General features: G+C 73.1%; 23 protein-coding genes and 1 pseudogene. 13 read left to right on the top strand and 11 right to left on the bottom strand.

Annotated elements, in window-relative coordinates; all coding sequences use genetic code 11:
- Nucleotides 1-144 precede the first annotated feature (144 nt).
- From ACZ62B_RS22610 to ACZ62B_RS22590, 5 genes are all read left to right on the top strand, one after another.
- The gene (locus tag ACZ62B_RS22610) at nucleotides 145-1,317 is read left to right on the top strand and encodes a M23 family metallopeptidase (protein WP_469691852.1); all 1,173 of its coding nucleotides are present in this window, start codon (nucleotides 145-147) and stop codon (nucleotides 1,315-1,317) included.
- Between the two features lie 394 nt (nucleotides 1,318-1,711).
- Nucleotides 1,712-1,900 carry a hypothetical protein gene (locus ACZ62B_RS22605; protein ID WP_344564943.1) on the top strand — a complete coding sequence of 63 codons (189 nt, stop codon included), beginning with the start codon at nucleotides 1,712-1,714 and terminating at the stop codon, nucleotides 1,898-1,900.
- Nucleotides 1,852-1,974, top strand: a complete 123-nt coding sequence (locus ACZ62B_RS22600; RefSeq protein WP_382053728.1) for a DUF397 domain-containing protein — start codon at nucleotides 1,852-1,854, stop codon at nucleotides 1,972-1,974. The genes ACZ62B_RS22605 and ACZ62B_RS22600 overlap by 49 nt, the downstream gene beginning before the upstream one ends.
- Nucleotides 1,975-2,048: 74 nt before the next feature.
- Nucleotides 2,049-2,780 carry a DUF7873 family protein gene (locus ACZ62B_RS22595; RefSeq protein ID WP_344564945.1) on the top strand — a complete coding sequence of 244 codons (732 nt, stop codon included), beginning with the start codon at nucleotides 2,049-2,051 and terminating at the stop codon, nucleotides 2,778-2,780.
- A gap of 550 nt (nucleotides 2,781-3,330) precedes the next feature.
- Nucleotides 3,331-4,395 carry an alpha/beta hydrolase gene (locus ACZ62B_RS22590; protein WP_344564947.1) on the top strand — a complete coding sequence of 355 codons (1,065 nt, stop codon included), beginning with the start codon at nucleotides 3,331-3,333 and terminating at the stop codon, nucleotides 4,393-4,395.
- 74 nt (nucleotides 4,396-4,469) lie between these two features.
- On the opposite strand, the gene ACZ62B_RS22585 is transcribed toward ACZ62B_RS22590, so the two are convergent.
- Nucleotides 4,470-5,129 carry a LysM peptidoglycan-binding domain-containing protein gene (locus tag ACZ62B_RS22585; protein WP_468890413.1) on the bottom strand — a complete coding sequence of 220 codons (660 nt, stop codon included), beginning with the start codon at nucleotides 5,127-5,129 and terminating at the stop codon, nucleotides 4,470-4,472.
- A gap of 312 nt (nucleotides 5,130-5,441) precedes the next feature.
- On the opposite strand from ACZ62B_RS22585, the gene ACZ62B_RS22580 reads away from it, so the two are divergent.
- The gene (locus tag ACZ62B_RS22580; protein ID WP_344564951.1) at nucleotides 5,442-6,161 is read left to right on the top strand and encodes a lytic polysaccharide monooxygenase; all 720 of its coding nucleotides are present in this window, start codon (nucleotides 5,442-5,444) and stop codon (nucleotides 6,159-6,161) included.
- Nucleotides 6,162-6,291: 130 nt separating this feature from the next.
- Here ACZ62B_RS22580 and ACZ62B_RS22575 read toward each other — a convergent pair whose 3' ends face one another.
- Nucleotides 6,292-6,639: a MazG-like family protein gene (locus ACZ62B_RS22575; protein ID WP_344564952.1), complete on the bottom strand. Its 348-nt coding sequence runs from the start codon at nucleotides 6,637-6,639 to the stop codon at nucleotides 6,292-6,294.
- 91 nt (nucleotides 6,640-6,730) lie between these two features.
- On the opposite strand from ACZ62B_RS22575, the gene ACZ62B_RS22570 reads away from it, so the two are divergent.
- Entirely contained in the window at nucleotides 6,731-7,717 is a 987-nt protein-coding gene (locus ACZ62B_RS22570) for an aldo/keto reductase (RefSeq protein WP_468890415.1), read from the top strand.
- Nucleotides 7,718-7,968: 251 nt separating this feature from the next.
- Here ACZ62B_RS22570 and ACZ62B_RS22565 read toward each other — a convergent pair whose 3' ends face one another.
- Together ACZ62B_RS22565 and ACZ62B_RS22560 are read right to left on the bottom strand one after the other, a co-directional pair.
- Nucleotides 7,969-8,778, bottom strand: coding sequence for an SDR family oxidoreductase (locus ACZ62B_RS22565; protein WP_469691848.1), 810 nt, complete (start codon nucleotides 8,776-8,778; stop codon nucleotides 7,969-7,971).
- Between the two features lie 71 nt (nucleotides 8,779-8,849).
- A complete protein-coding gene (locus tag ACZ62B_RS22560; protein ID WP_344564958.1) occupies nucleotides 8,850-9,851 on the bottom strand; it encodes a Gfo/Idh/MocA family protein in 1,002 nt (333 codons plus the stop codon).
- A 140-nt stretch (nucleotides 9,852-9,991) separates the two neighbouring features.
- Here ACZ62B_RS22560 and ACZ62B_RS22555 point away from each other — a divergent pair, with 140 nt between their 5' ends.
- The 3 genes from ACZ62B_RS22555 to ACZ62B_RS22545 all read left to right on the top strand — a co-directional run bounded on the left by ACZ62B_RS22555 (nucleotide 9,992) and on the right by ACZ62B_RS22545 (nucleotide 13,834).
- On the top strand, nucleotides 9,992-11,407 hold the full coding sequence (locus ACZ62B_RS22555) for a multidrug effflux MFS transporter (protein WP_469691847.1): 1,416 nt from the start codon (nucleotides 9,992-9,994) through the stop codon (nucleotides 11,405-11,407).
- A complete protein-coding gene (locus ACZ62B_RS22550; protein WP_469691845.1) occupies nucleotides 11,359-12,537 on the top strand; it encodes a serine hydrolase domain-containing protein in 1,179 nt (392 codons plus the stop codon). Before ACZ62B_RS22555 ends, ACZ62B_RS22550 begins: the two co-directional genes overlap by 49 nt.
- A gap of 292 nt (nucleotides 12,538-12,829) precedes the next feature.
- Nucleotides 12,830-13,834, top strand: coding sequence for a small ribosomal subunit Rsm22 family protein (locus tag ACZ62B_RS22545; RefSeq protein WP_344564964.1), 1,005 nt, complete (start codon nucleotides 12,830-12,832; stop codon nucleotides 13,832-13,834).
- Here ACZ62B_RS22545 and ACZ62B_RS22540 read toward each other — a convergent pair.
- Nucleotides 13,777-14,022 (bottom strand): DUF6243 family protein, encoded by a 246-nt coding sequence (locus ACZ62B_RS22540; protein ID WP_344564966.1) that lies wholly within the window; start codon nucleotides 14,020-14,022, stop codon nucleotides 13,777-13,779. The two genes, ACZ62B_RS22545 and ACZ62B_RS22540, sit on opposite strands and share 58 nt — an antisense overlap.
- Nucleotides 14,023-14,121: 99 nt before the next feature.
- On the opposite strand from ACZ62B_RS22540, the gene ACZ62B_RS22535 reads away from it, so the two are divergent.
- Complete coding sequence (locus ACZ62B_RS22535) at nucleotides 14,122-14,739, top strand: TetR/AcrR family transcriptional regulator (RefSeq protein ID WP_344564968.1); 618 nt, start codon at nucleotides 14,122-14,124, stop codon at nucleotides 14,737-14,739.
- 2 nt (nucleotides 14,740-14,741) lie between these two features.
- Here ACZ62B_RS22535 and ACZ62B_RS22530 read toward each other — a convergent pair whose 3' ends face one another.
- A complete protein-coding gene (locus ACZ62B_RS22530) occupies nucleotides 14,742-15,608 on the bottom strand; it encodes a glycerophosphodiester phosphodiesterase (protein ID WP_344564970.1) in 867 nt (288 codons plus the stop codon).
- A gap of 214 nt (nucleotides 15,609-15,822) precedes the next feature.
- Here ACZ62B_RS22530 and ACZ62B_RS22525 point away from each other — a divergent pair, with 214 nt between their 5' ends.
- The gene (locus ACZ62B_RS22525) at nucleotides 15,823-16,560 is read left to right on the top strand and encodes a bifunctional DNA primase/polymerase (RefSeq protein WP_344564971.1); all 738 of its coding nucleotides are present in this window, start codon (nucleotides 15,823-15,825) and stop codon (nucleotides 16,558-16,560) included.
- A gap of 14 nt (nucleotides 16,561-16,574) precedes the next feature.
- Here the strand turns inward: ACZ62B_RS22525 and ACZ62B_RS22520 are convergent, their stop codons facing one another.
- From ACZ62B_RS22520 to ACZ62B_RS22500, 5 genes and pseudogenes are all read right to left on the bottom strand, one after another.
- Nucleotides 16,575-17,501 (bottom strand): SCO2278 family lipoprotein, encoded by a 927-nt coding sequence (locus tag ACZ62B_RS22520; RefSeq protein WP_468724356.1) that lies wholly within the window; start codon nucleotides 17,499-17,501, stop codon nucleotides 16,575-16,577.
- Nucleotides 17,452-17,659, bottom strand: a pseudogene (locus ACZ62B_RS22515) (hypothetical protein); the annotation flags it as partial. The pseudogene ACZ62B_RS22515 and the gene ACZ62B_RS22520, both read right to left, overlap by 50 nt.
- A 5-nt stretch (nucleotides 17,660-17,664) precedes the next feature.
- A complete protein-coding gene (locus ACZ62B_RS22510) occupies nucleotides 17,665-18,540 on the bottom strand; it encodes a heme ABC transporter ATP-binding protein (RefSeq protein ID WP_469691842.1) in 876 nt (291 codons plus the stop codon).
- On the bottom strand, nucleotides 18,537-19,619 hold the full coding sequence (locus ACZ62B_RS22505; RefSeq protein ID WP_469691840.1) for a FecCD family ABC transporter permease: 1,083 nt from the start codon (nucleotides 19,617-19,619) through the stop codon (nucleotides 18,537-18,539). Before ACZ62B_RS22505 ends, ACZ62B_RS22510 begins: the two co-directional genes overlap by 4 nt.
- Nucleotides 19,616-20,626 (bottom strand): heme/hemin ABC transporter substrate-binding protein, encoded by a 1,011-nt coding sequence (locus ACZ62B_RS22500; protein WP_469691838.1) that lies wholly within the window; start codon nucleotides 20,624-20,626, stop codon nucleotides 19,616-19,618. Before ACZ62B_RS22500 ends, ACZ62B_RS22505 begins: the two co-directional genes overlap by 4 nt.
- A gap of 127 nt (nucleotides 20,627-20,753) precedes the next feature.
- Between ACZ62B_RS22500 and ACZ62B_RS22495 the strand changes: the two genes are divergently transcribed.
- On the top strand, nucleotides 20,754-22,184 hold the full coding sequence (locus tag ACZ62B_RS22495) for an HtaA domain-containing protein (protein WP_469691836.1): 1,431 nt from the start codon (nucleotides 20,754-20,756) through the stop codon (nucleotides 22,182-22,184).
- Nucleotides 22,185-22,187: the final 3 nt, after the last annotated feature.

Here is a 22,187-nt window from a genome sequence, read left to right as displayed (position 1 = left end):
ACCGGCAGTGCCCCATCGGGCAGTCGTCCCTGTTCTCGCGGCCGGTGACGTCGCGTCACGGGCCCGCTAACGTCGGAGCGTGAGCCGATACACCCCGCCGACATCACGCCCCGCCGTGGCGCCCTCCTGGAGCCGGCCCGGCACGTGACCCAGGACAGGGAAGGCACGGCGTCCCCCCTCGTGGCGGGGACGACCGGGAACGAAGCCACGCGGAGCGGGTCCGCGGGCGACGGCACGGCACAGCCCGAACCGCGGACGCCCACCACGGGGCCGCGCCGCCGCCGCGGCCCCGGCCCCTTCACCCTGATCGTGCTGCCCGGCGTGGTGACGCTCACCGGGGTCTTCGCCTTCCTCTCCCTGACCGGCGCCCTCGACACGGCCCTGCCGCAGGACCAGGCGCCAGGCCGGTCGGAGCCGGCCGTCGGCAACGTGGACGGTTCCTACGTCCCCTGGCTGCGCAGGGCGACCGCGGACTGCACGGGCGTCACGCCCGCGCTCCTCGCCGCGCACATCGACCGGCTCTCCGGGTGGCAGGACGACACCGCGAGCCTCTCCGAACAGGGCATCGCCCGATTCACGGACGCCGGCTGGAAGACCTGGGGCCGGGACGACGACGGCAACGGCACGTCCTCGCCGCGCGACGCGGTGGACGCGATCATGGCGCTGGGGCGGCAGGACTGCTCCCTGGCGGAGAAGATGACCGCACTGCGCACCAAGGGCACCGTCAACGGCGACGTCGCCGACCTCACGCTCGCCGCGTACGCGGTGGGAACCGACCAGGTGGAGAAGGCCGGCAAGGTCCCCGACCCGGCCCGCGCGTTCGTCGCCGAGGTCAAGAAGCGGCTGCCGCGGTACGACGCCCTGGTCCGGCAGAACCCCGGGCAGGAGAACGGCCGGGCCGCCGGCGCGCTGCTGGCACCGCCCGTCACCGCGCTCACCGTCACCTCGCCGTTCGGTTCGCGGGCGCACCCGCTGACCGGGGTCACCAAACTCCACACGGGCGTCGACTTCGGCGCGCCGCAGGGGGCCCAGGTGTCCGCGGCATGGGAGGGGCGGGTCGAGTTCGCCGGCCTGACCTCGGCCTACGGCTACCGCGTGGTGATCGACCACGGCACGGTCGACGGGAAACGGCTGGAGACCACCTACAGCCACCTGTCCGCCCTCCAGGTGACCACCGGCCAGAGCGTGTCCACCGGCCAACCCGTCGGGTTCGTCGGCTCGACGGGCCTGTCCACCGGCCCGCACCTCCACTTCGAGGTCCTCCTGGACGGCCAGTACACGGACCCGACCGCCTGGCTCGCCGGCGGGGGGCGGTGAGCCGGTTCGCGGCGCCGTAGGGAGCGGGCCGTCCGGAGTGTCCGGCCCGTGCGACGGATCCGGACCTCGCGGACCGGCGGCGCATCGGCACCGCCCTGGGGCGAGCGGCCCTGCCGGCGAAGGAACGGCCGGACGCGGTGGACGCCTGGGTGGCCCTGGCAGCGGTCCGGCACGGCAGCGCGGTCGTCTTCACCACCGGCCCGGGGGACATCCACGCCCACCTGACGGTCCACCGTGAACCCGGAGCGGGACACCGCGACCAGTGGAAGAGCGCGGAAGGCCGGGCACTCGATCTGGTGAACCGTGGTCGTTCACCGGTTCCTCTGTGCACTGAGCTCTGGCGTCGACGTCGAGTGCGAGGCCGATCGGAGGGCGTGGCGTACTGCGTGGGCAGTTGGAGCAACTGCTCCTTGCCGGCCGGAAACACACGGTCGAGATCCAGATCTTGCCGTTGAGCCGGGAGCAGGACGCGGGCCTTGCCGGCCCTTCATGCTGTTCGATGCTCAGGAGGGGCGCAGGATCGCGTGCGTCGAGGTGGCACCCTGCCCGCACACCGTGCGCGTACGGGACTCGAAGGACGTGAACCGCCCCGGTCTGGCGGTCGGTTCGCGGGCGTGGGCCGCGTTCGTCGGGTTCGCCGCCGACCGGATCGGCTGAGCCGCGGGCAAAAAGGGAGTGCGGGCGTTCGAGCCGGTGGGATACGTTCCTGCCTGTTCGAAGGGGGGCCCGACATGGCGAAGTTGAACCAGATCATCGCGGTCGAGAAGGGTGTCAAGAGCAAGTCGCTCCAGGACATCACCGCGGCGCACCACAAGGTGCAGAAGCCGGCGCTGCTGGCCGGTATCTCGCGTACGTACCAGCCGAAGGACGAGGAGGGCGAGCAGCTGCCGCCCGAGTCGACCCGGGTGCAGGTGCAGGGCGAGGACGTGCTGCGGGAGATGGCCGCCTCGCTGACGCGGCTGTTCGACGTGACCGCGACGAAGGACTGGGCGAACTGCACGGCCCGCGCGGACGTCACCGTCGACGGACGGACGATCGTCGCCGATGTGCCGGTCAGCTACCTGCTCTTCCTGGAGAAGCAGCTCACCGACCTGCACACCTTCGTCAAGAAGCTGCCCACCCTCGACGCCGCCGAGTCCTGGTCCCACGACCCGTCCACGGACTGGTGGAAGACGGACCCGGTCCGCACGATCCGTACGAAGAAGGTCCCGCGCAACCACGTCAAGGCGGAGGCGACCGAGAAGCACCCGGCGCAGGTCGAGGTGTACTACGAGGACGTGCCCATCGGGTACTGGACCACCGTGAAGTTCTCCGGAGCGCTCCCCGCGCGGCGGGTGAACGAACTGGTGGAGCGGGTCGAGAAGCTCCAGCAGGCCGTGAAGTTCGCCCGCGAGGAGGCCAACGGCGCCGAGGTCACCGACCGGCGGGTCGGCGACGCGGTGTTCGGCTACCTGTTCGGCTGACGCCGGGCGAGGTGGCCACCACGATCGCCCCCGCGTGCGAGCGCGGGGGTGCGCTACCGGCGCGGGCCGGAAATGAGGACCGGTCCGCGTGATGAGCGCAAGCTGACACTGAAGTTCAGCCTGAAGAAGCGGTGACAGTGAAGGTTCGAGTCCTTCCCCCGGCACAACAGCCCGACACCGGGCCGGGGTGGCCCAACATGGCAGAGGCAGCCGCGGTCAATCTCAGACTCTCGCTCCAGTCTCAGCATCGCCGCCGATCGCCGGATCGACCGGGGACGGACGAACGCCGTCGGATGCGAGTTCGACTCTCGCCTGCGCCTCTTGCCCGGCGCGGTAGTTCAAAGGAAGAACACGACGGCATGATGACTGATCCGTCCTCTTAAACGCCGCCGGCGTGCGCAATTGGGTGGCATCCCCAGGGGCCCGGGAGCTGGATACGACTCCCGGGCTCCGCCACGTCCGGCGGCGGGGCGCACCGCAGGATCACTGTCACGCCCATACAGTGCGAAACAGGGAAAAGGCGGTACTTCGTACGGGACGGGAAAGTCGGATGTTCTGGTGCTCTGCGCGGTCGCGGCTGCGGCTGCTGCTCCCCCTGGTGATCGCGGGTCTCCTCCTGCCGGCAGGGGGCTTCGCGACGTACGCCGACGCAAGCACCCCGGCACCGCACCACGGTGCCCGGGTCGTCGCCGAGGAGGACGTCGGTGAGCGCCTGGTCGACCTCACGGTCGACTCGCCCGCCCTGGGGCGCACCGCGAAGGTCCGGCTGCTGACCCCGGACGGCTGGGAGGTCCGGCGGCCGGACCGGAGCTGGCCGGTGCTCTACCTCCTGGTCGGCGGCGACGGCAACCACAAGGCCTGGACGGAGGACTACGACGCCCGCCTCCAGGAGCTGCCCGAACTCCGGGACGTACTCGTGGTGATGCCCGAGATGCCGCTGTTCGGCTTCTACAGCGACTGGTACAACGACGGCCGGGGCGGCCCGCCCGCCGTGGAGACCTTCCATCTCCGGGAGGTGCGCCCCCTCCTGGAGCGCCACTACGGCGCCGGCACCCGCCGCGTGGCCGCGGGTGAGTCGCAGGGCGGGTTCGGCGGGCTCTCCTACGCCGGGCGCCACCCCGGGCTGTTCCGGGCGGTGGCGAGCTACAGCGGTTACGTGCACCCCCTGCAGCATCCGCACGCGGTCCGGGCCGGGATGACCGCCCTGGGCCTGGAGTGGAAGGCGCTGTGGGGAGACCCGGTCGCCCAGCGCGTGAACTGGGAGGCCCACGACCCGTACTACCTGGCCGACCGGCTGCGCGACACCCCCGTGTACCTCTCCAGCGGCGACGGCAGGGCGGGCGTGCTCAACCCGCCGGGCACGCAGCCCGACCCGGAGGTCCCCGGGCTGGAGGACCCGTCCGACCCGTTCCCCGACGACGTCATCTCACCCACTGAAACGATCATGGAGCGGGAGTCCCGTGCCCTGGCCGCGCGCCTGGAGTCCGTCGGAACCCCGGTGACGACGCACTTCTACTCCGGCACGCACGACGCGCCGTACTGGGTGCGGGAGTTCCGCAGGTCCCTGCCCGTGCTCCTGCACGCCCTGCGCGACGCCACCGGTCACGACGGCTGAACGGCCACGGTGCAGGCTCGGGCGCGGTGTCCGGTCGTCGGGTCACCTCGTCGGAGGTGACCCGACGAAGTCCGTCAGCCTTGGGTGAGCAGGTCCGGAATCGCCTCCGTTGCTTCCGCAAGGCAGGCGACCGGGTCCTCCTCCTCCATGACGCAGGTGACGAGCGGCTCGAAAAGCTCGAGGAGCGCACCGCTGGAGACTTCCTCCGGGAAGTCGATGTGTTCCAGCAGCAGGGGTACTTGGTCGAGCAGCCCGAGGAGGCAGTCGCCGATGCCCTCGGGTGCCTCCGCCTCGGGGCAGAGCGAACTGCCGATCAGCTGCGGATGCTGGGCCAGGACGCGCTCCAGGGCCGCACGGACGGCCTTCTCGCCGGCCTTCAGCGCGGCGGGGTCCGGGACGGTCAACTCGGTCTCGGGGAAGATCCAGTGGCCGATGTCGCTGCCGTCGCGCCCGTGGTCCTGCGCGGTCTTCTCGATCGTCCTGGCGTTGGCCCCGAAGAGGACCCACCACTTCGTTCCGTCGCCGTAATGGTCGCCGGCGATCTCCCACAGGGTGTTTCCGCCGGCCACGGTGTGGGTCTCGTGACGCGTCTGCTCCTTCGAGTGCCCGGCCGGCCGGTGCGGCCGGGCCCGGTCTTCGGTGGCCGCTGCCTGACTCGTGGCCAACAGCATCGAGCCGGCCGCCAAGCCGCTGATGAGGGCCAGAGTCGGACCGCGGCGGCGTATGTGCCGCATGTTTCGCCTCCCGAGGTGAACGCATACTGTGACAAACCATCACGCTAGGTCGCGGTGTGTGGTGCGGCGCGGTCACTGGGCCGATCGGCCCTGTCCGCCGATTCCTTTTGCGTGAACTCTTGACCAATCCCCGCCCGTCGGTATGGTCTAGACCTAGTCGCTGAGGTCTAGACCTCTACTCCATCCACCCCAGCCTCGGTCAGGCCGTCGATCGGGCGAAGGTGCGGGACGCGTGCGGCGGCGTCCACGGCACGGTCGGCAGTGCCGCCCCCGCGGGCGGCACCGACGTACACCGAAGGAAAGGGATATGTCATGGGCACGAAAAGACGAGTGGCGGTCGCCGTCGGAGCGCTGGTCGCCCCTCTGTTCGCCGTCAGCCTCCCGGCGAGCCCGGCCTATGCCCACGGCTGGGTGACCGACCCCGGCAGCCGGCAGGACCAGTGCGCCGAGGGTGTCGTCGACTGCGGCCAGATCCAGTACGAACCGCAGAGCGTCGAGGGCCCGAAGGGCCTGCGCAGCTGCAGTGGCGGCAACGCCCAGTTCGCCGAGCTCGACGACGACAGCAAGGGCTGGCGCGTCACCTCGGTCGGCACGAGCCACACCTTCAACTGGCACCACACCGCCCGGCACGCCACCGACACCTGGCAGTACTTCATCGGCAACACGAAGATCGCCGAGTTCGACGGCAACGGCGCACAGCCGCCCGCGGACGTCGCCCACCAGGTGAACTTCGGCGGCTTCACCGGCCGTCAGAAGGTCCTCGCCGTCTGGAACGTGGCCGACACCGGCAACGCCTTCTACGCCTGCATCGACGTCAACATCGGCGGCAGTGGCGGTGGCGACGGCGGTGGCGACGGAGGCGGCGAACCGGGCGACTGCGCCGCGCCGGTCTGGAGCTCCTCGAACGTCTACAGCGGCGGGGACACCGTCTCCCACGACGGCCGCACCTGGCGCGCCAAGTGGTGGGTGACGGGCGAGGAGCCCGGCACCACCGGGGAGTGGGGCGTCTGGGAGGACCTCGGGGCCTGCTAGCCGTTCCCCGCTGAAGCGGACCGGTGCGGCGCGCGCCGCACCGGTCACCCGCCGAGGGCCGGCGCTCCCGGCGCCGGCCGCACCGCCGGGATCTGCTGGGCCGGCCCACCGGCCCACCGGGCCGCCCGCGTCAGGCGCCCAGTGAGCGGTGCCTGACCCGCTCCAGATGGCCGGTGAAGACCTCGCGGGCGTCGGGGGTGAGGGTGCGCAGGGCCACCAGCGCCGTGACGGCGACGTCGCACAGCTCCGACCGGACGTCGTCCCAGGTGTGCGTGGTGCCCTTGCGCGGGTTCTGGCCGGTCGCCCCGATCACCGCCTCGGCGACCTCGCCGACCTCCTCGGACAGTTTGATGATCCGCAGCAGCAGACCCTCCCGGCCGTCGGCCGGACGGTTCGCGTCCAGCCAGCCGCACAGGTCGTCGATGGAGTCCCAGAGATCGGAGGGCGGGGGAGGGGGCGGGGCCAGGTGGTCGCTCATGAGCGCTGAGCCTGGCACACGGCACTGACAGGCACCGGCGCCGAGTGCCGGCTTGTCCTCGCGTGCGCTCCAACTCCTAGCGTTCTCGGGCATGGAGAGAACACGGACACTGGGACGCAGCGGTATCGAGGTCAGCGCCGTCGGGTTCGGCTGCTGGGCGATCGGCGGTGAGTGGCAGGACGCCACCGGACAGCCCCTGGGGTGGGGCAAGGTCGACGACGAGGAGTCGACGCGGGCGATCCGGCGCGCACTCGACCTGGGCGTCACCTTCTTCGACACCGCCGACGTCTACGGAACGGGACACAGCGAGTACGTCCTCGGGCGGGCCCTCGGGCGGCGCCGGGACGAGGTCGTCGTCGCCACCAAGTGGGGCAACGTCTTCGACCCGGACTCCCGTACTCTCACCGGCGGCGACGACTCCCCGGAGCACCTCCGCCGCGCACTGACCGCTTCGTTGCGCCGTCTCGGCACCGACCGCATCGACCTGTACCAGCTCCACCTCGCCGACGCGGACTCCGAGCGGGCCGCCCGACTGCGGGATGCCTGCGAGGAACTGGTGGCGCGGGGACTGATCCGGGCCTACGCCTGGAGCACCGACGACCCGGCCCGCGCCGCCGTGTTCGCGAAGGGGCCGCACTGCACCGCCGTACAGCACGCGCTCAACGTACTCACGGACGCGCCCGAGATGCTGCGGCTGTGCGAGGAGGCGGACCTCGCCTCCGTCAACCGCAGTCCGCTCGCCATGGGCCTGCTCACCGGGAAGCACGCCGGGCGGCAGCCGCTTCAGGAAGGGGACATCCGCAGCCGCCCGCCCGCCTGGCTGCGGGGTTTCGGTGCCGGGTCCGGCGCCGACCCGGAGTGGCTCGCGCGCGTCGAAGCGCTCCGGGACGTACTCACCGGGGACGGCCGCACCCTCGCCCAGGGCGCCCTCGCCTGGCTGTGGGCCCGGAGCCCGCGCACGGTGCCGATCCCCGGTTTCCGGTCGGTCGCCCAGGTGGAGGAGAACGCGGGAGCGCTGGGGAAGGGGGCGCTGAACGGCGAGCAGATGGCCGAGGTCGAGCGGATCCTCGGCCGTTAGGGGAAGACTGCCGGCCGGTTTCACGCGGCAGCCGTTCCACCCACCGGCGCGCACCCGCGGTCCCGCGCGGGTCCACCCCCAACCCGGTGGCGTGGAACGGCTGCCGCCTCCCCCCTTGGAGATGGCCTGCGGAAGCTGTCCGCTCCAAGTGTGAAGCTTTGGTGTAGGGGAGTTGAGCATAAGTCCGTGACCGGTCGCAATGGTGCGGACCCGCAAATTCCGTTTGTGCAGGGTCCGCTGACCGATCGCCCTCAGCCCCGGCCCACGTACGGCATCGTCGTCGCCAGTACGGTCGCGAACTGCACGTTCGCCTCCAGCGGCAGCTCCGCCATGTGCCGCACCGTACGGGCCACGTCCCCGACGTCCATCACCGGTTCCGGGGCGGTCTCCCCGTTCGCCTGGAGCGCCCCGGTCTCCATGCGCTCCGTCATGTCGGTCGCCGCGTTGCCGATGTCGATCTGGCCCACCGCGATCCGGTACGGACGCCCGTCCAGCGACAGCGACTTGGTGAGGCCGGTCAGCGCGTGCTTGGTCGCGGTGTAGGCGACGGAGAGGGGGCGCGGCACGTGCGCGGAGATCGAGCCGTTGTTGATGATCCGGCCGCCCTGCGGGTCCTGCTCCTTCATCCGCCGGTACGCCGCCTGCGCGCACAGGAACGCCCCGTTGAGGTTGGTGTCCACCACGTGCCGCCAGGCCTCGTACGGCAGTTCCTCCACCGGCACCCCGCCGGGGCCGAACGTCCCCGCGTTGTTGAACAGCAGGTCCACCCGGCCGAAGCGTTCGACGGTGGCCGCGAACAGGGCGTTCACGTCCTGCGGGCGCGACACGTCCGTCCGTACGACCAGCGGCTCGCCGCCCGGCTCGCCGCCCGGCCCGCTCCCGGCGGCCTCCCGCGCCGCCAGCGCCGCAGTCTCCTCCAGCGCCCCCTCGCGGCGCCCCGCCAGCGCCACCGACCACCCCCCGCGCACCAACTCCACCGCCACCGCGCGCCCGATGCCGGAGCCCGCCCCGGTGACCACGGCGATCCTCGTCCGTCCGTCCCTCTGCTGCCTGGAAGTCATGAGGCCGGAGCGTAGGGGAGGGAGCCGGGGTCCGGGCGACCTGCCCGGACCCCGGCTGCCGGGGGTGTCGCTCAGCGGGTCTCGCCGGGGTAGCGGACGCCGACGCGGTCCCGGATCGTGTCGAGCGTCCGCATCACGGCGAGGGTGCCGTCGAGCGGGACCAGCGACGACTCGGTCTCGCCGGCCCGCAGGGCCCGCATCACCTCGGCGGCCTCGTGCTTGAGGCTGGCGCGGGGGCCGTCGGCCGGGTCGGCCGTGAACTCCTCGGGATCACGGCCGTCCCGGTGCAGTACGAAGCGTTCCGGGAAGAAGAAGCCGTACGGGACGTCGATGCGGCCCTGCGAACCGGTGATCGATGCGGAGGTGGCCGTACCGCCCACGATGGAGCAGTGCACCGAAGCGAGAGCGCCGCTCTCCCACGAGAGCAGTGCTCCCGTCTGGAGATCGACGCTCTCCTCCGAGAGCACCGCTCGCGCCGTGATGTCCGACGGCTCCCCGAGCAGCAGCTGAGTGAACGACACCGGGTACACCCCCAGGTCCAGCAGCGCGCCCCCGCCCAGCGCCGGGTCCCGCAGCCGGTGCGACGCCGGGAACGGCCCCGCCAGACCGAAGTCCGCCTGCACATGGCGCACCTCGCCGATCGCGCCGTCGTCGACCAGCGCCTTCAGCCGCCGCACCATGGGGTGGCAGTACATCCACATGGCCTCCATCAGGAAGCGCCCGCCGTCCCGCGCCAGCGCGACCAGCTCCTCCGCCTCCCGCACGTTCAGCGTGAACGGCTTCTCGCACAGCACGTTCCGCCCCGACTCCAGCATCAGCCCGGCCGCCGCGCGGTGCGCCGAGTGCGGAGTGGCGACGTAGACGACGTCGATCTCCTCGTCGTGCGCCAGCGACTCCCAGTCGCCGTACGCCCGCGGTATCCCGAACCGCTCGGCGAACGCCTTCGCCGGCTCCGCCGACCGCGACGCCACCGCCACGACCTCCGCGTCCGGCATGTCCACGAGATCCGCCGTGAACGTCGCGGCCATCCCCCCGGTCGCCAGAACGCCCCAGCGCACCTTCTGCTCTGCCATGTGTCCCACCCTGCTCGTGTCGTTCGTCACATAGTGAACGAATGTCGATGGAAGCGCTCCCATGACATCGCCGTTGACGCCGAGCACTCCGTACGAGCTGAGAGCATAGGGAGCCGATGGCATGGAAAGGGAGGGGCCACATGCCCGAGGGTGGGGCGTCCATATCGAACCCGGCAGCGAACCCGGCAGCGAACCCGACAGCGGACCCGGCAACGAACCCGACACCGGAATCGACACAGAACAGGGCACCGGACCCGGCCCGGGGGACCGCCGTCCCGGACCTGACGGCGGCCGAGGCGGCGCTCCGCGCGACCACGGCCGCGACCGCGGCCACCGGCCGCCGTACCAGCCTGCTGGTCACGCTCGTACTCGGCGGCCTGACCGCCACGCCACCCCTGGCGATGGACATGTACCTCCCCGCCCTGCCGGAGGTCACCCAGTCCCTGCACGCGCCCGCCGCCACCGTCCAGCTCACGCTCACCGCCTGCCTGGCCGGCATGGCGCTCGGGCAGCTCGTGGTCGGCCCGATGAGCGACCGGTGGGGCCGCCGCCGGCCGCTGCTCATCGGCCTCGCGGTCTACGTCGTCGCCACCGCGCTGTGCGCCTTCGCACCGACCGTCGAACTCCTCGTCGCCTTCCGGCTGGCGCAGGGCCTCGCGGGCGCGGCCGGCATCGTCATCGCGCGGGCGGTCGCCCGTGACCTGTACGACGGTGTGGCCATGGCCCGCTTCTTCTCGACCCTCATGCTGATCTCCGGGGTCGCGCCGATCGTGGCGCCGCTCATCGGCGGGCAGATCCTGCGGGTGACGGACTGGCGGGGCGTGTTCGTCGTCCTGACCGTCGTCGGGGCGCTGCTGACGGCCGTCGTCTGGGCGAAGCTGCCGGAGACGCTGGCCCCCGCCGACCGGCACGGCGGAGGCGTCGGCGAGACGTTCGGCTCGATGCGCCGGCTGCTCACCGACCGCGCGTTCACCGGCTACATGCTCACCGGCGGCTTCGCCTTCGCGTCCCTCTTCGCGTACGTCGCCGCCTCCCCGTTCGTCGTCCAGGAGATCTACGGCGCCTCCCCGCAGACGTTCAGCCTGCTGTTCGGGCTCAACTCGATCGGGCTGGTGATCATGGGACAGGTCAACGGCAAGATCCTGGTCGGCCGGGTCCGGCTGGACAAGGTGCTCGGCCTGGGGCTCGTCGTCGTGGTCGTCGCGGCGGTCGCGCTGCTGCTGATGTCGCTGGGCACGTTCGGCGAGGTCGGCCTTGTGCCCGTGGCCGCCGCGCTGTTCGTGCTGATGTCCGCGATGGGCATCGCCCTGCCGAGCACGCAGACGCTCGCCCTGATGCGCACCAAGCACGCCGCCGGCTCCGCGTCGGCGCTGCTCGGCACGACGTCCTTCCTCATCGGCGCGATCGCCTCCCCGCTGGTCGGGGTCGCCGGGGAGGACACCGCCGTCCCGATGGCCGTCGTCCAGCTGGTCGCCGCCCTCGTGGCGCTGGTCTGCTTCCTGGGGATGTGCCGTCCGCGCAGCGGGTGGGCCGGCGCGAAGGGCGGGGGCATCTGAGCGCGCCCAGACTGCGCCACGGCACACCGGAACGGGCCGGGCTCGACGCACCGGAACTCCGTCACCTGGTCCGGGAGATCCACGCCCGGACCAGCGGGGAGCGCCCCTGGGCGGCGGGCGCCGTCCTGGTCGTCGGACGCGGCCCGGTGCTCGCCCTGGAGGAGGCGGCGGGCTGGGCGGTGCGCTACGCGGCGTACGGCGAGGAGACGGACACCCCCGTCGAACTGCCGCCGGCCGAACGCGTCCCCATGACCGTGGACACCCCCTTCGACCTGGCGTCCCTGACCAAACTGTTCACCTCGGTGGCGGCGGTGCAGCAGATCGAGCGGCGCACGCTGGGCATCGACGCGCGCGTGGGCGCGTATCTGCCGGACTTCACGGCGGCGGCGCGCCACGGGATCACCGTCCGCCAGCTGCTCACCCACACCTCCGGGCTGCGCCCCGAACTCCCGCTGTACGACTGCGCCGACGACGCGGAGAGGCTGGCGCTGCTGCGCGCGGAGCGGCCCGTCGGGGTGCCCGGCACGTACTGCTACTCCGACCTCAACATGCTGCTGCTCCAGCACGTCCTGGAACGCGTCACCGGCCGCGCGCTCGACGTCCTCGTGCGTGATGGCATCACCCGGCCGCTGGGCATGACCGCGACCGGCTTCGGGCCGTGCCCGTCCGCGGCGGCGACGGAGGACCAGCGGCGGCCGTGGGCCAAGGCGGACCGGGGGATGCTGCGGGGCGAGGTACACGACGAGAACGCGTGGGCGCTGGGCGGGGTGGCGGGCCACGCGGGGCTGTTCTCCACGGCCGGGGACCTGGCGGTCTTCTGCCGCACGCTGCTGGCGGGCGGTTCGTACGGTCCCGCCCGCATCCTCGGTCCCGACTACGTGGATCTGCTGTTCACACCGCCCGGCCTGGGCTTCGCCCTGGACCAGCCGTGGTTCATGGGGGAGCTGGCGGGGCGGGGGGCCGCGGGCCACACGGGTTTCACGGGTACGTCCCTCGTCCTCGACCGTGTCACGGACACGTACGTGATTTTGCTGGCGAACACGGTCCACCCCCGGCGTCCGGTGCCGCCGGACAGCGGGCCGAGGGCGGAGGCGGGGACGCGGGTGGCTCGGGCGGTACGGGGGAGGTGAGGAGCCCCTCTTATTGGACGGGGTCCGGTGTTCGCGGGGCCCGGTGCTTGTGGGCCGGAGGGTGTCTGCGCAGCCCGGCGCTTACGGGGTGCCGTCGCGCCCACCCGTGCCGCCCCAGCGGCACGACTGCCCGCGGGAACGCGGGATGGCGGCGCGGCTGACCGCGGACCGCGGGGAGCCGCAGCGGCGCCGCAGGCATCCCCCCGCCGGAGCGAGCGCCGCGCCGCAGGCATGGGGCGCCCGCCCCCACCGGCCGGGCCGAGGTTCGAGTCGGGCGCCGTAGAATCTCCGGGTGAACGCCCCCGCCTCCTCCCTGCCCACCGCCGACACCCTGCGCACCGCCCTCGCCGGGCTGCTCGACGGGATTCCGGCGCGGCAGGCCGCGCAGGCCGTCGAGCGGCTGATCGCCAATTACCGGGGCGCGACCCCGACCGAGGCGCCGATCCTGCGGGACCGGGCCGATGTGGCCGCGTACGCCGCCTACCGGATGCCCGCGACGTTCGAGGCGGTGCGGTCCGCGCTGGAGGCGTTCGCGGACGCCGTGCCCGGGTGGGTGCCCGGCGACCACGTGGACGTCGGCGGCGGCACCGGCGCGGCGGCCTGGGCGGTGAGCGCGACCTGGGACGGGGAGCGCCCCGTGACCGTCCTCGACTGGGCCGAGCCCGCCCTCGCCCTCGGCCGGGAACTCGCCGCCGCCAACCCCGCCCTGCGCGCCACCCGCTGGCACCGCTCTCGTATCGGATCAGCGCTCACCATCGAGAGCACCGATCTCGTCACCGTCTCCTACGTCCTCAACGAGCTCACCGCCCCCGACCGCGCCGCCCTCGTCGACGCCGCCGCCACCGCCGCGCGGGCCGTCGTGATCGTCGAACCCGGCACCCCCGACGGCTACGCCCGCGTCATCGAGGCCCGCGACCGCCTGATCTCCGCCGGCTTCCACGTCGCCGCCCCCTGCCCGCACAGCGCCGCCTGCCCCATCGCCCCCGGCACGGACTGGTGCCACTTCTCCGCGCGGGTCAGCCGTTCCTCCCTGCACCGCCAGATCAAGGGCGGTTCCCTCGCCTACGAGGACGAGAAGTTCAGCTACGTCGCCGCCACCCGGCCCCCGGTCACGCCGGCCCCGGCCCCCGCCCGCGTCGTACGCAAGCCGCAGATCCGCAAGGGCCAGGTCCTCCTCGACCTGTGCGAGAAGGACCCGGCCCTGCGCCGCGCCACCGTCACCAAACGCCACGGCGACCTCTACCGGGCGGCCCGTGACACCGACTGGGGCGACTCCTGGCCGCCCGCCGACGGCTGATCCGGCGCCGCGCCGCCCCCTTCCTCCCGCTGCTCCTGCAGCCTGCGCAGCAGTTCCCGCTTCTGGGCCCGGGGGTCGACACCGCCCCCGATCCGGTCCCCGCGTCCGCCCCCGCGCAGGGCCTTGCGGCCCAGGTGCTGCCGGGTGCCGCCGACGCCCAGCATGTTTCCGGCTCCACCTCGGGTCATGACACTCTCCCCTCGTCGATACGAGACGTCTCGTCTCACCTTCGAACACCTCCACTGTCAGGCGAGACGCACCGTCTTGTCAACTGATAAATTCGACCCATGTCCGCGAACCAGTCCGTCCCTGACGTCACCCGCCGCAGCGAGCGCTCCCGGCGGGCCATCTACGACGCCGCCCTCGCCCTGGTGGCCGAGATCGGCTACCCGAAGACCACCATCGAGGGCATCGCCTCCCGGGCCGGCGTCGGCAAACAGACGATCTACCGATGGTGGTCGTCGAAGGCGGACGTACTCCTCGAAGCCTTCCTCGACCTGGGCGAGCAGGCCGCGGAGGCCGCCGGCCAGGCCCCGTACACCTTCCCGGACACGGGTGACCTCGCCGCCGACCTCAAGCAGGTCCTGCGCGCCACGGTCGACGAAATGCGCGACCCCGCCTTCGAGGCCCCCTCCCGCGCCCTCGCCGCCGAGGGCGTCGTCAACGAGGAACTCGGCCGCGAGTTCGTCGCCAAACTGCTGGAACCCCAGCTCCAGCTCTACGTCGACCGCCTGCGCTCCGCCCAGGACGCCGGAGACGTCCGCCCCGACGTCGACCCCCGCATCGCCCTGGAACTCTTCGTCTCCCCCCTCGCCCAGCGCTGGCTCCAGTACACGGCCCCGATCAGCTACGAGTACACCGACACCCTCGTCGACTACGCCCTCAACGGCATCGCCCCCCGCTGACCTCACCGCCCCAGCGCCGCGCTCACCCTCCCCGGCACCCGCGCCGGATGCCGGGCCAGCCGCCCCGGCGCGTCCGTGATGATGCCGTTGCAGCCCAGGGCCAGGGCGCGGTCGCGCTGGCTCGGGGTGACGACCGTGTGGGCCCACACCCGGGGGACGCCGGAACGCACCGCGCGCCGCAGATCGGCGTCCCGCGCCTTGACGTCGACGTCGAGCAGATCGACGTAGGAGCGCCATCGCCCGGGCCGGTCGGTGCGCATCTGGCGGGCCGAGCGCCACAGCTGGGTCAGCAGCCCCAGCCGGTGGACGCGGCGGGCGACCTCGGGGTCGTTGGTGTTCACGAACACCGAGCGGGTCAGCCCGCGGGCACGGATCAGCGCGGCCAGCCGGCCGAGCCCGCGCGGATCCTTCGCCTCCAGCATCAGCACGATCCGCCCGCCGAACCGGTCCAGCACCTCGGCGACCGTCGGCGGCCGCTCCGAGCGCCAGCTCCCCGGCAGCCGGTCGCGCGGACGCAGCCGCACGCCCCGCCACTCCCCGGCGTCGAGACCGCGCACCTCGCCGCCCAGGAAGGTCGTGCGGTTCAGGGTCGCGTCGTGGAAGACCACCGGCGTGCCGTCCCGCAGCACCCGCGTGTCGAAGTCCAGCACCTGCGCCGTACCGCGCCGGAACGCCGCCATCAGCCCCGACATGCTGTTCTCCGGCACCTCGCGCGCCCCGCCCCGATGGGCGACGTACGGGATGCGCGGCAGCGAGTCCACCGTCAGCGGCCCGCCGCCCCACTCCAGCGGCCCCGGAGGACCCGTGAGGGTCAGCGCGACCACGGAGGCCACGGCCGCCAGGCCCGTCGACGTGACACTTGTGACCATGACGACCACGGTAGGTCCGCGGATCACCGCAGACCGCCCGATGACACCCGGAAAGGTGCACGCGCCCGCGCCGCGCGTGCACCTTTCACCACCCCTCGTCCCCTCGGGGCCCCCTCGTCCCACCTGCGCCGATTGTGCGCTCCGGCCCCCCGGCGCGCACGATCGTGGGACCATGGGGCATGCTGTTGGGCACGACGGCGAGGCGAGGGGATAGATGAGCGCGGAGTTCGGTGGCCGGAACGGCCGGCAGGGCAGGCTCTCCCAGTGGCTGCGCGGACGCCGCCCGAAGCAGGCCGCCGACGAGGGCGGCCGTGAGGCCCTGCTGCTCGCCGCCGCCGGAGCGGGACTGCCGCTCGCGCCCGCCGCCCACCCCGCCGCCGGATACGGCTGCTCCTGCGACCGCGTGGGCTGTCCCACCCCCGCCCGGCACCCGGTGTCGTTCGCCTGGCAGACGCAGTCCACCACCGACCGCGCCCAGATCGAGCGCTGGGCCCGCCACCAGCCGCAGGCCAACTTCATCACCGCCACCGGCATGGTGCACGACGTCCTCGACGTCCCCCTCGACGCCGGCCGCGAGGCGCTCACCCGCCTCCTCGACGCCGGCATCGAGGTCGGCCCCGTCGCCGAGAGCACCGACGGCCGCCTGCTGTTCTTCACCCTCACCCGCGGCACCCCCGAGGACGAGGACGAGTGGTGGCCGTGCGAGCTGGACTGCCACCCGGAGACCATGGACGAGCACCCCGGCCTGCGCTGGCACTGCCGCGGCTCCTACGTCCTCGTCCCGCCCGCCCGCCTCCCCGGCGACGACGGCCGGTCGGTGCACTGGGTACGCGGCCCCGAGCATCCGCTCCCGGACCCGCTGAGCCTGCTGGAGGTCCTCACCGACTCCTGCGCCCGCCACGCCGTCGAACAGCCCGACCACGCGGCCACGGCCTGGCCCCTGCGCCACTGATCCGAGTCAGGGACCTACTCGCCCTTCGCCGACGTCAGCCCCTGGATCCGCCCCAGCACCTCCACCGCACCGTCGCCGGCCGGATCGAGCACCACCTCGTTGGAGACGAACTCCATCGTCAGCGACTGCCGTATCTCCCCGGTCGTCAGCGCCAGCACGTCCTTGTTCGGCGTCGGCACCGACGCCCCGGCCGCCGCGGTCTGCTTCTCGAAGTGGCGGGTGGTGAAGAACACCAGCGCCCCGCCGTCCTCCGTGCGCAGCGCCAGCGGCGCGTAGTCGCCGTTCGTCATCGGCTCGTCGATGTACTGCGTGGCCAGCCCCGGCCGCGACGACTTCTTCTCGCGCTGCGCCCGCCACTCGCTGGTGTGCGGCCCGTCGGCGAAGGAGTCCCCTCCGCCCTTCAGATACGTGACGTAGTCCTTGCTCAACTCGCCCGGCTGCACCGCGAGTTCCGTCGAGTTCGCGGGTACGGCCTCGGCCCACCCGTCCGTGTCGGTCTTGAACTCGGGTATGTCGTCCGGGGCGACCAGTGTCAGATACGCCGCTTCCCAGGTCTCGTCCAGCCCGTTCCGGGTGAACACCAGCAGCCAGCGCGACTCGCCGCCCTTGTTGCCGGCCGCGTCGGCGAGGAACCAGCGCGGCCAGCCGGCCTTCTTCGGGATGGTGAACTTCGCGTCCGTCAGCTCCAGCGGCGTGTGCGAGGCGTTGCCCTCCGGGCTGTTGGCCCGCCCGGCCTCCAGCCGCGCCCCGTCGATGTCGGCGAGGGCGCCGGTGGTGTGGTCGGCGTCCAGGGAACTGTCGTACGCCTTGTCGGCCTCGTTGTACGCGGCCGTGAACTCCTCGAGCGCCTCGGCGGCTTCGGCGCGGGTGGTGGCCGGGAGCACCTCGCGCTCACCGTGCACCACCACACAGCCGCTCGCCGTGACCGACAGGGCGACCACGAGCACGCACGTGTCGAGCCTGCGGAGCCCACGAGAGCCGAGATCCCTGCTCATCCGGTTCCCCTCACCTTCCCCTTCCCGGAGGCGAACCCTACCGGGGCGCGGAACGGCGCGAGCGCCGGGACCGGAACCAGCGGCCACACCGTGACCTGGAGGACGGCCGTCAGTGCCGGGCCGGGCCGGACGGCCGGCGGGGGAGCACCAGCACCGCCCCCGTCCGCGGATGCGGGAACACCTCGACGGGCTGCTCGTACACCTCCGACAGCAGCTGCTCCGTGAAGACCTCCGCGGGCGGCCCGTCGGCCGCGACCCGGCCGGCCCGCAGGACCGCCACCCGGTGCGCGTAGGCCGCCGCGAGCCCCAGGTCGTGCAGGACGACGACGACCGCGTCACCGGCCCGCGCCCGCGCCCGGCACAGCCGCAGCACCAGCTCCTGGTGCCGGAGGTCGAGCGCGGCGGTCGGTTCGTCGAGCAGGAGGAGGGGAGCGTGCTGGGCCAGCACCCGGGCGAGCGCGACCCGGGCCCGCTCCCCGCCGCTCAGCGCGGAGAAGGGGCGGGCGGCGAAGCCGGTCACCTCGGTGGCGGCCATCGCGCCGGCCACGGCCGCCTCGTCCTCGTCGGGCCGGGCGGCGGCGGTCCAGGGGGCCCGGCCCATCCGGACCACCTCCTCGACCGTGAACGGGAAGGAGAGGGACGCGGACTGCGGCAGCACGGCCCGGCGCAGCGCGAGTTCGGGCGCGGACCAGTCCGACGCCGGACGTCCGTGGATCCGTATGCTTCCGGCGGCCGGCGGGAGATCGGCGGCGAGGGCGCTCAACAGGGTCGACTTCCCGGCCCCGTTGGGGCCGACGAGGGCCAGCACCTCCCCGGCGCGGACCCGGACGCCGACGTCCGCGAGGACCTCGCGGGCGCCGAGCCGGACGGACAGCCCCTCGGCCTCGGCGAGCACCTCACCGGGCTCGGGAGCGGCCGGCGGGACGGGACGGCCGCGCAGGCGGATCGAGCCCAGAGGGCGGTTCGTGCCCGGGGGACGGTTCATGCCCAGCCTCCCTGCCTGCGCCGGGTGCGGCGCAGCAGCCAGAAGAAGAACGGGCTGCCGAGCAGCGCCGTGAGGACACCGAGGGGGAGTTCGGCGGGTTCGGCGACGGTACGGGCGGTCAGATCGGCGGCGAGCAGCACCAGCGCGCCCAGCAGGGTGCTGCCCGGGAGCAGGAACCGGTGCCCGGGACCGGCCGCCATCCGCAGCAGGTGCGGCACGACCAGCCCGACGAACCCGATGATCCCCGACACGCTGACGGCCGCCGCCGTCAGCAGCGCGATGACCAGCACCAGCACGATCCGCAGCCGCTCCACGTCCACGCCCAGGTGCCGGGCCGGACGTTCGCCGAGCGCCAGCAGGTCGAGCCGGCGGGCGTACAGGGGCGCGACGGTCAGTCCGAGCGCCGCGCACGGCAGGACGGCGAGCACCTTCGGCCAGGTGGCCTGGGAGAGGGAGCCGAGCTGCCAGAAGGCGATCTGGTTGACGGCGGCGGTGTCCGCGACGAACAGGAACAGTCCGATGAGGGCGCCCGCGAAGGCGTTCACCGCGATGCCGGTGAGGATCAGCGTCACCACTTCCGTACGGCCGCCCGAGCGGGACATCGCGTACACCAGCAGGACGGTGGCGAGCCCGGCGGCGAACGCGAGCACCGAAACCGTCCAGTTCCCGGCGAAGTCCAGCCCGAGCGCGATGGCCGCCACCGCGCCCACCGCCGCGCCGGAGGAGACCCCGATGACGCCCGGTTCGGCGAGCGGATTGCCGAACACGCCCTGCATCAGCGCGCCCGCGCACCCCAGCGAGGCCCCGACGAGCAGCGCGAGCACGATCCGCGGGAACCGCACGTTCCACAGCACCGACTCGGCGACCCGGTCCAGTCCGGTGCCGCCGAGCCCGAGCCGGTGCTGCACGGAGGCGAGCACGTCGCCGACGGGCACGGGGTAGGCGCCGGTGCCGGCGGCCACGGGGACGAGGACGAGGAGTCCGGCGACGAGTCCGGCGGTCAACAGCCGGGCGACGGTGTGCCGTCGCCCGGTGACAGGGGGCGCCGGCTCCCGCACGGTCTTCTCCAGGACGGTCACGCGTCACCGCCACTTCCGCCGTACAGCTGTGTGACGACCGACTCCAGCACCCGGTCCGTGCGCGGCCCGTAGTTCAGCAGCATCCCGTCCTCCACGGAGACGATCCGCCGGTCCGTCCCGGCCGGGGTCTGCGCGACGCCGGGGATCTCCACCAGCCCGTCCACGCCGCCCACCGACTCCAGTCCCTTCGACATCACGAGGATGGCGTCGGGCGCCGCCTTCACCAGGGCCTCGCCGGTGATGGCGGTGAAGTCCTTCTCCAGTCCGGACTCGGCCCCGGCGTCGACCGCGCCGGCCGCCTCGATCAGCGAGGTGGCTCCGGAGCCCTTGCCGCCGATGAGGTAGACGGAGGCGGAGCCGCGCAGATAGAGGAAGGCGACGCGCGGCCGGTCGCCGTCCTCCGGAACCCCCTCGCGCACGGCGGCGATCCGCTGCTCGGAACGGCGGGTCAGTTCCCCGCCGGCGGCCGGTACGCCGAGCGCGTCGGCGACGGCCCCGATGCGCGGGCCCACGTCGTCGAGTCCGGTGGCCGCTTCGACGACCAGCACCGGTATCCCGGCGGCGCGGATCTGGTCCATGGCCTCCGCCGGGCCGGTGGTGGCCTCGGCGAGCACCAGATCGGGCCGCAGCGACAGCACGCTCTCGGCGGAGACGTCGTGGCCCCGGGTGACGACGGGGAGGCCGGCGGCCTGCGCGAAGGTGGCGGTGACGTCGCGGGCGACGACGCGGTCGCCGAGGCCGAGGGTGAACACGATCTCGCTGAGGCTGCCGGAGAGCGGGACGAGCCGGTCGGCCCGCTCGACCGTGAGCCGCTCGCCGTCGGCGGAGCGGACGGTGACCGGGAGCGCGGGTTCCGGCGGGTCGGTGAGGGGTTCCACGCGGTCGGGCCGCGCGGACGTGCCCGTCCTCGCGGACGGCGTGTCCGTCTGCGGACCGCCTCCGCACGCGGTCGTGGTGAGGGTGAGGGCGAGCACGGACAGCAGTGCTCCCGCCAGTCGAGTGCGCAAGCGTCGCACGGTCCCGTCCGTTCCTTCCGTCCGTGGCGGATGTCGATGCGGTGGATGTTGCCCGAGATGCAGCTTAGGTTAGCCTTACCTTCGTTCGCTACCGGCTGTCGTCTCCGGAGGACCCGCCATGCCCACCCGTCCGCATGCCCTGGTGGCCGTGGTCTGCGCGGCCGTCCTGGGAGCACTCCTCCCGGCCGCCACGGCACACGCCGAGGCACGCACCGTCCAGGGCGGCCGGCTCGACTGGGGCATCAAGTCGTCCTTCCAGCGCTATGTCACCGGCCCCGTGGCGAAGGGGAGCCACTCCCTCACGGGCGGCGCCGCGACCGTCGGCGGCAGCGGCTTCCGCTTCCACTCGGCGACGGGGACGTACGACGGCGACACGGGCACCTTCCGCGCCGCCTTCTCCGGCGGGGTGCGCTTCACCGGCCACCGCACCGAGGCCGGGACGTACCAGCTCGACCTCACCCTCAGCCGCCCCACGGTGAGCATCGCGGGCTCCACGGGCACGCTGTACGTGGACGTCACCAGCAAGGCGAAGGACACCGGGACGGTCACGACGTCCCGCCAAGTGCCCTTCGCCTCCCTCTCCCTGGGCGGGATCGACATGCGCGGCGGCGGCACGTCCGTCGTCCTGAACGACCTGCCCGCGACGCTCACCACGCGGGGCGCGCGGTCGTTCGCCGGTTACTACACGGCCGGGACGGCACTCGACCCGGTCAGCCTCTCGGCGGACGTGCTGCGGGCGGAGAAGCGCGAGCGGCCGTCGAGCACGCCGAAGCCGACACCGACGAAGGCCCCGAAGCCCGAGGCGACGTCGGACGGCGAACTCGTGGACGCCGCCGTCGACTGGGGCGTGCGCCGCACGTTCCGGGAGTACGTCACCGGGGACATCGCGAAGGGGGAGTGGGCCCTGTCCTCCGGAGCCCTCGACGGGGGCGCGCTGTTCCGCTTCCCGGGCGGGAAGGGGACGTACAGGAGCGGCGACCTGACCGCCTCCTTCAAGGGCGCGGTCCGCTTCACCGGCGCCCACGGCCTCGACCTGAACCTGAGCGGCGTCCGCGTCACGGTGGAGGACGACGAGGGCACGCTGTACGCCGATGTGAGGTCGCCCGGCCACAGCGGCGAGGAGGTCCCGCTGGTCACCTTCACGGCGAAGGACCTGAAGCCGAAGAACGGCCTGGTGGCGGTGGTGGAGGCGCCCGCGAAACTCACGGCGGAGGGCGCGGAGGCGTTCGCCGGGATGTACCCCGAGGGCACCGGGATGGACCCGGTGACCCTGGCCGTGGCCCTCACCGAGGACGCCGAACTCCCCGCACTGCCGGACCTCGGCAGCACCCCGTCCCCGTCCCCGTCCCCGTCCTCGTCCGGGGCGTCCCCCGAGCCGGTGGCGAAGGCCGCCGCGAAGGCGGACACCGGCGACGGAACGGGGGCTCCCGTCCTCCCCCTCGCCCTCGCGGCCGGCTCCCTGTCGGCACTCGCCGCCGCGGCCGCGTTCACCGTCCGCCGGCGCCGCGCGCGCCGGGCGGACACCACCCCGAACCGAACTGATCCTTGAGGA

Source organism: Streptomyces sp. NPDC053426, from assembly GCF_055585405.1.
The sequence above is the reverse complement of the archived record's forward strand: the minus strand, read 5'-3'. Positions and strand labels throughout refer to the sequence as shown.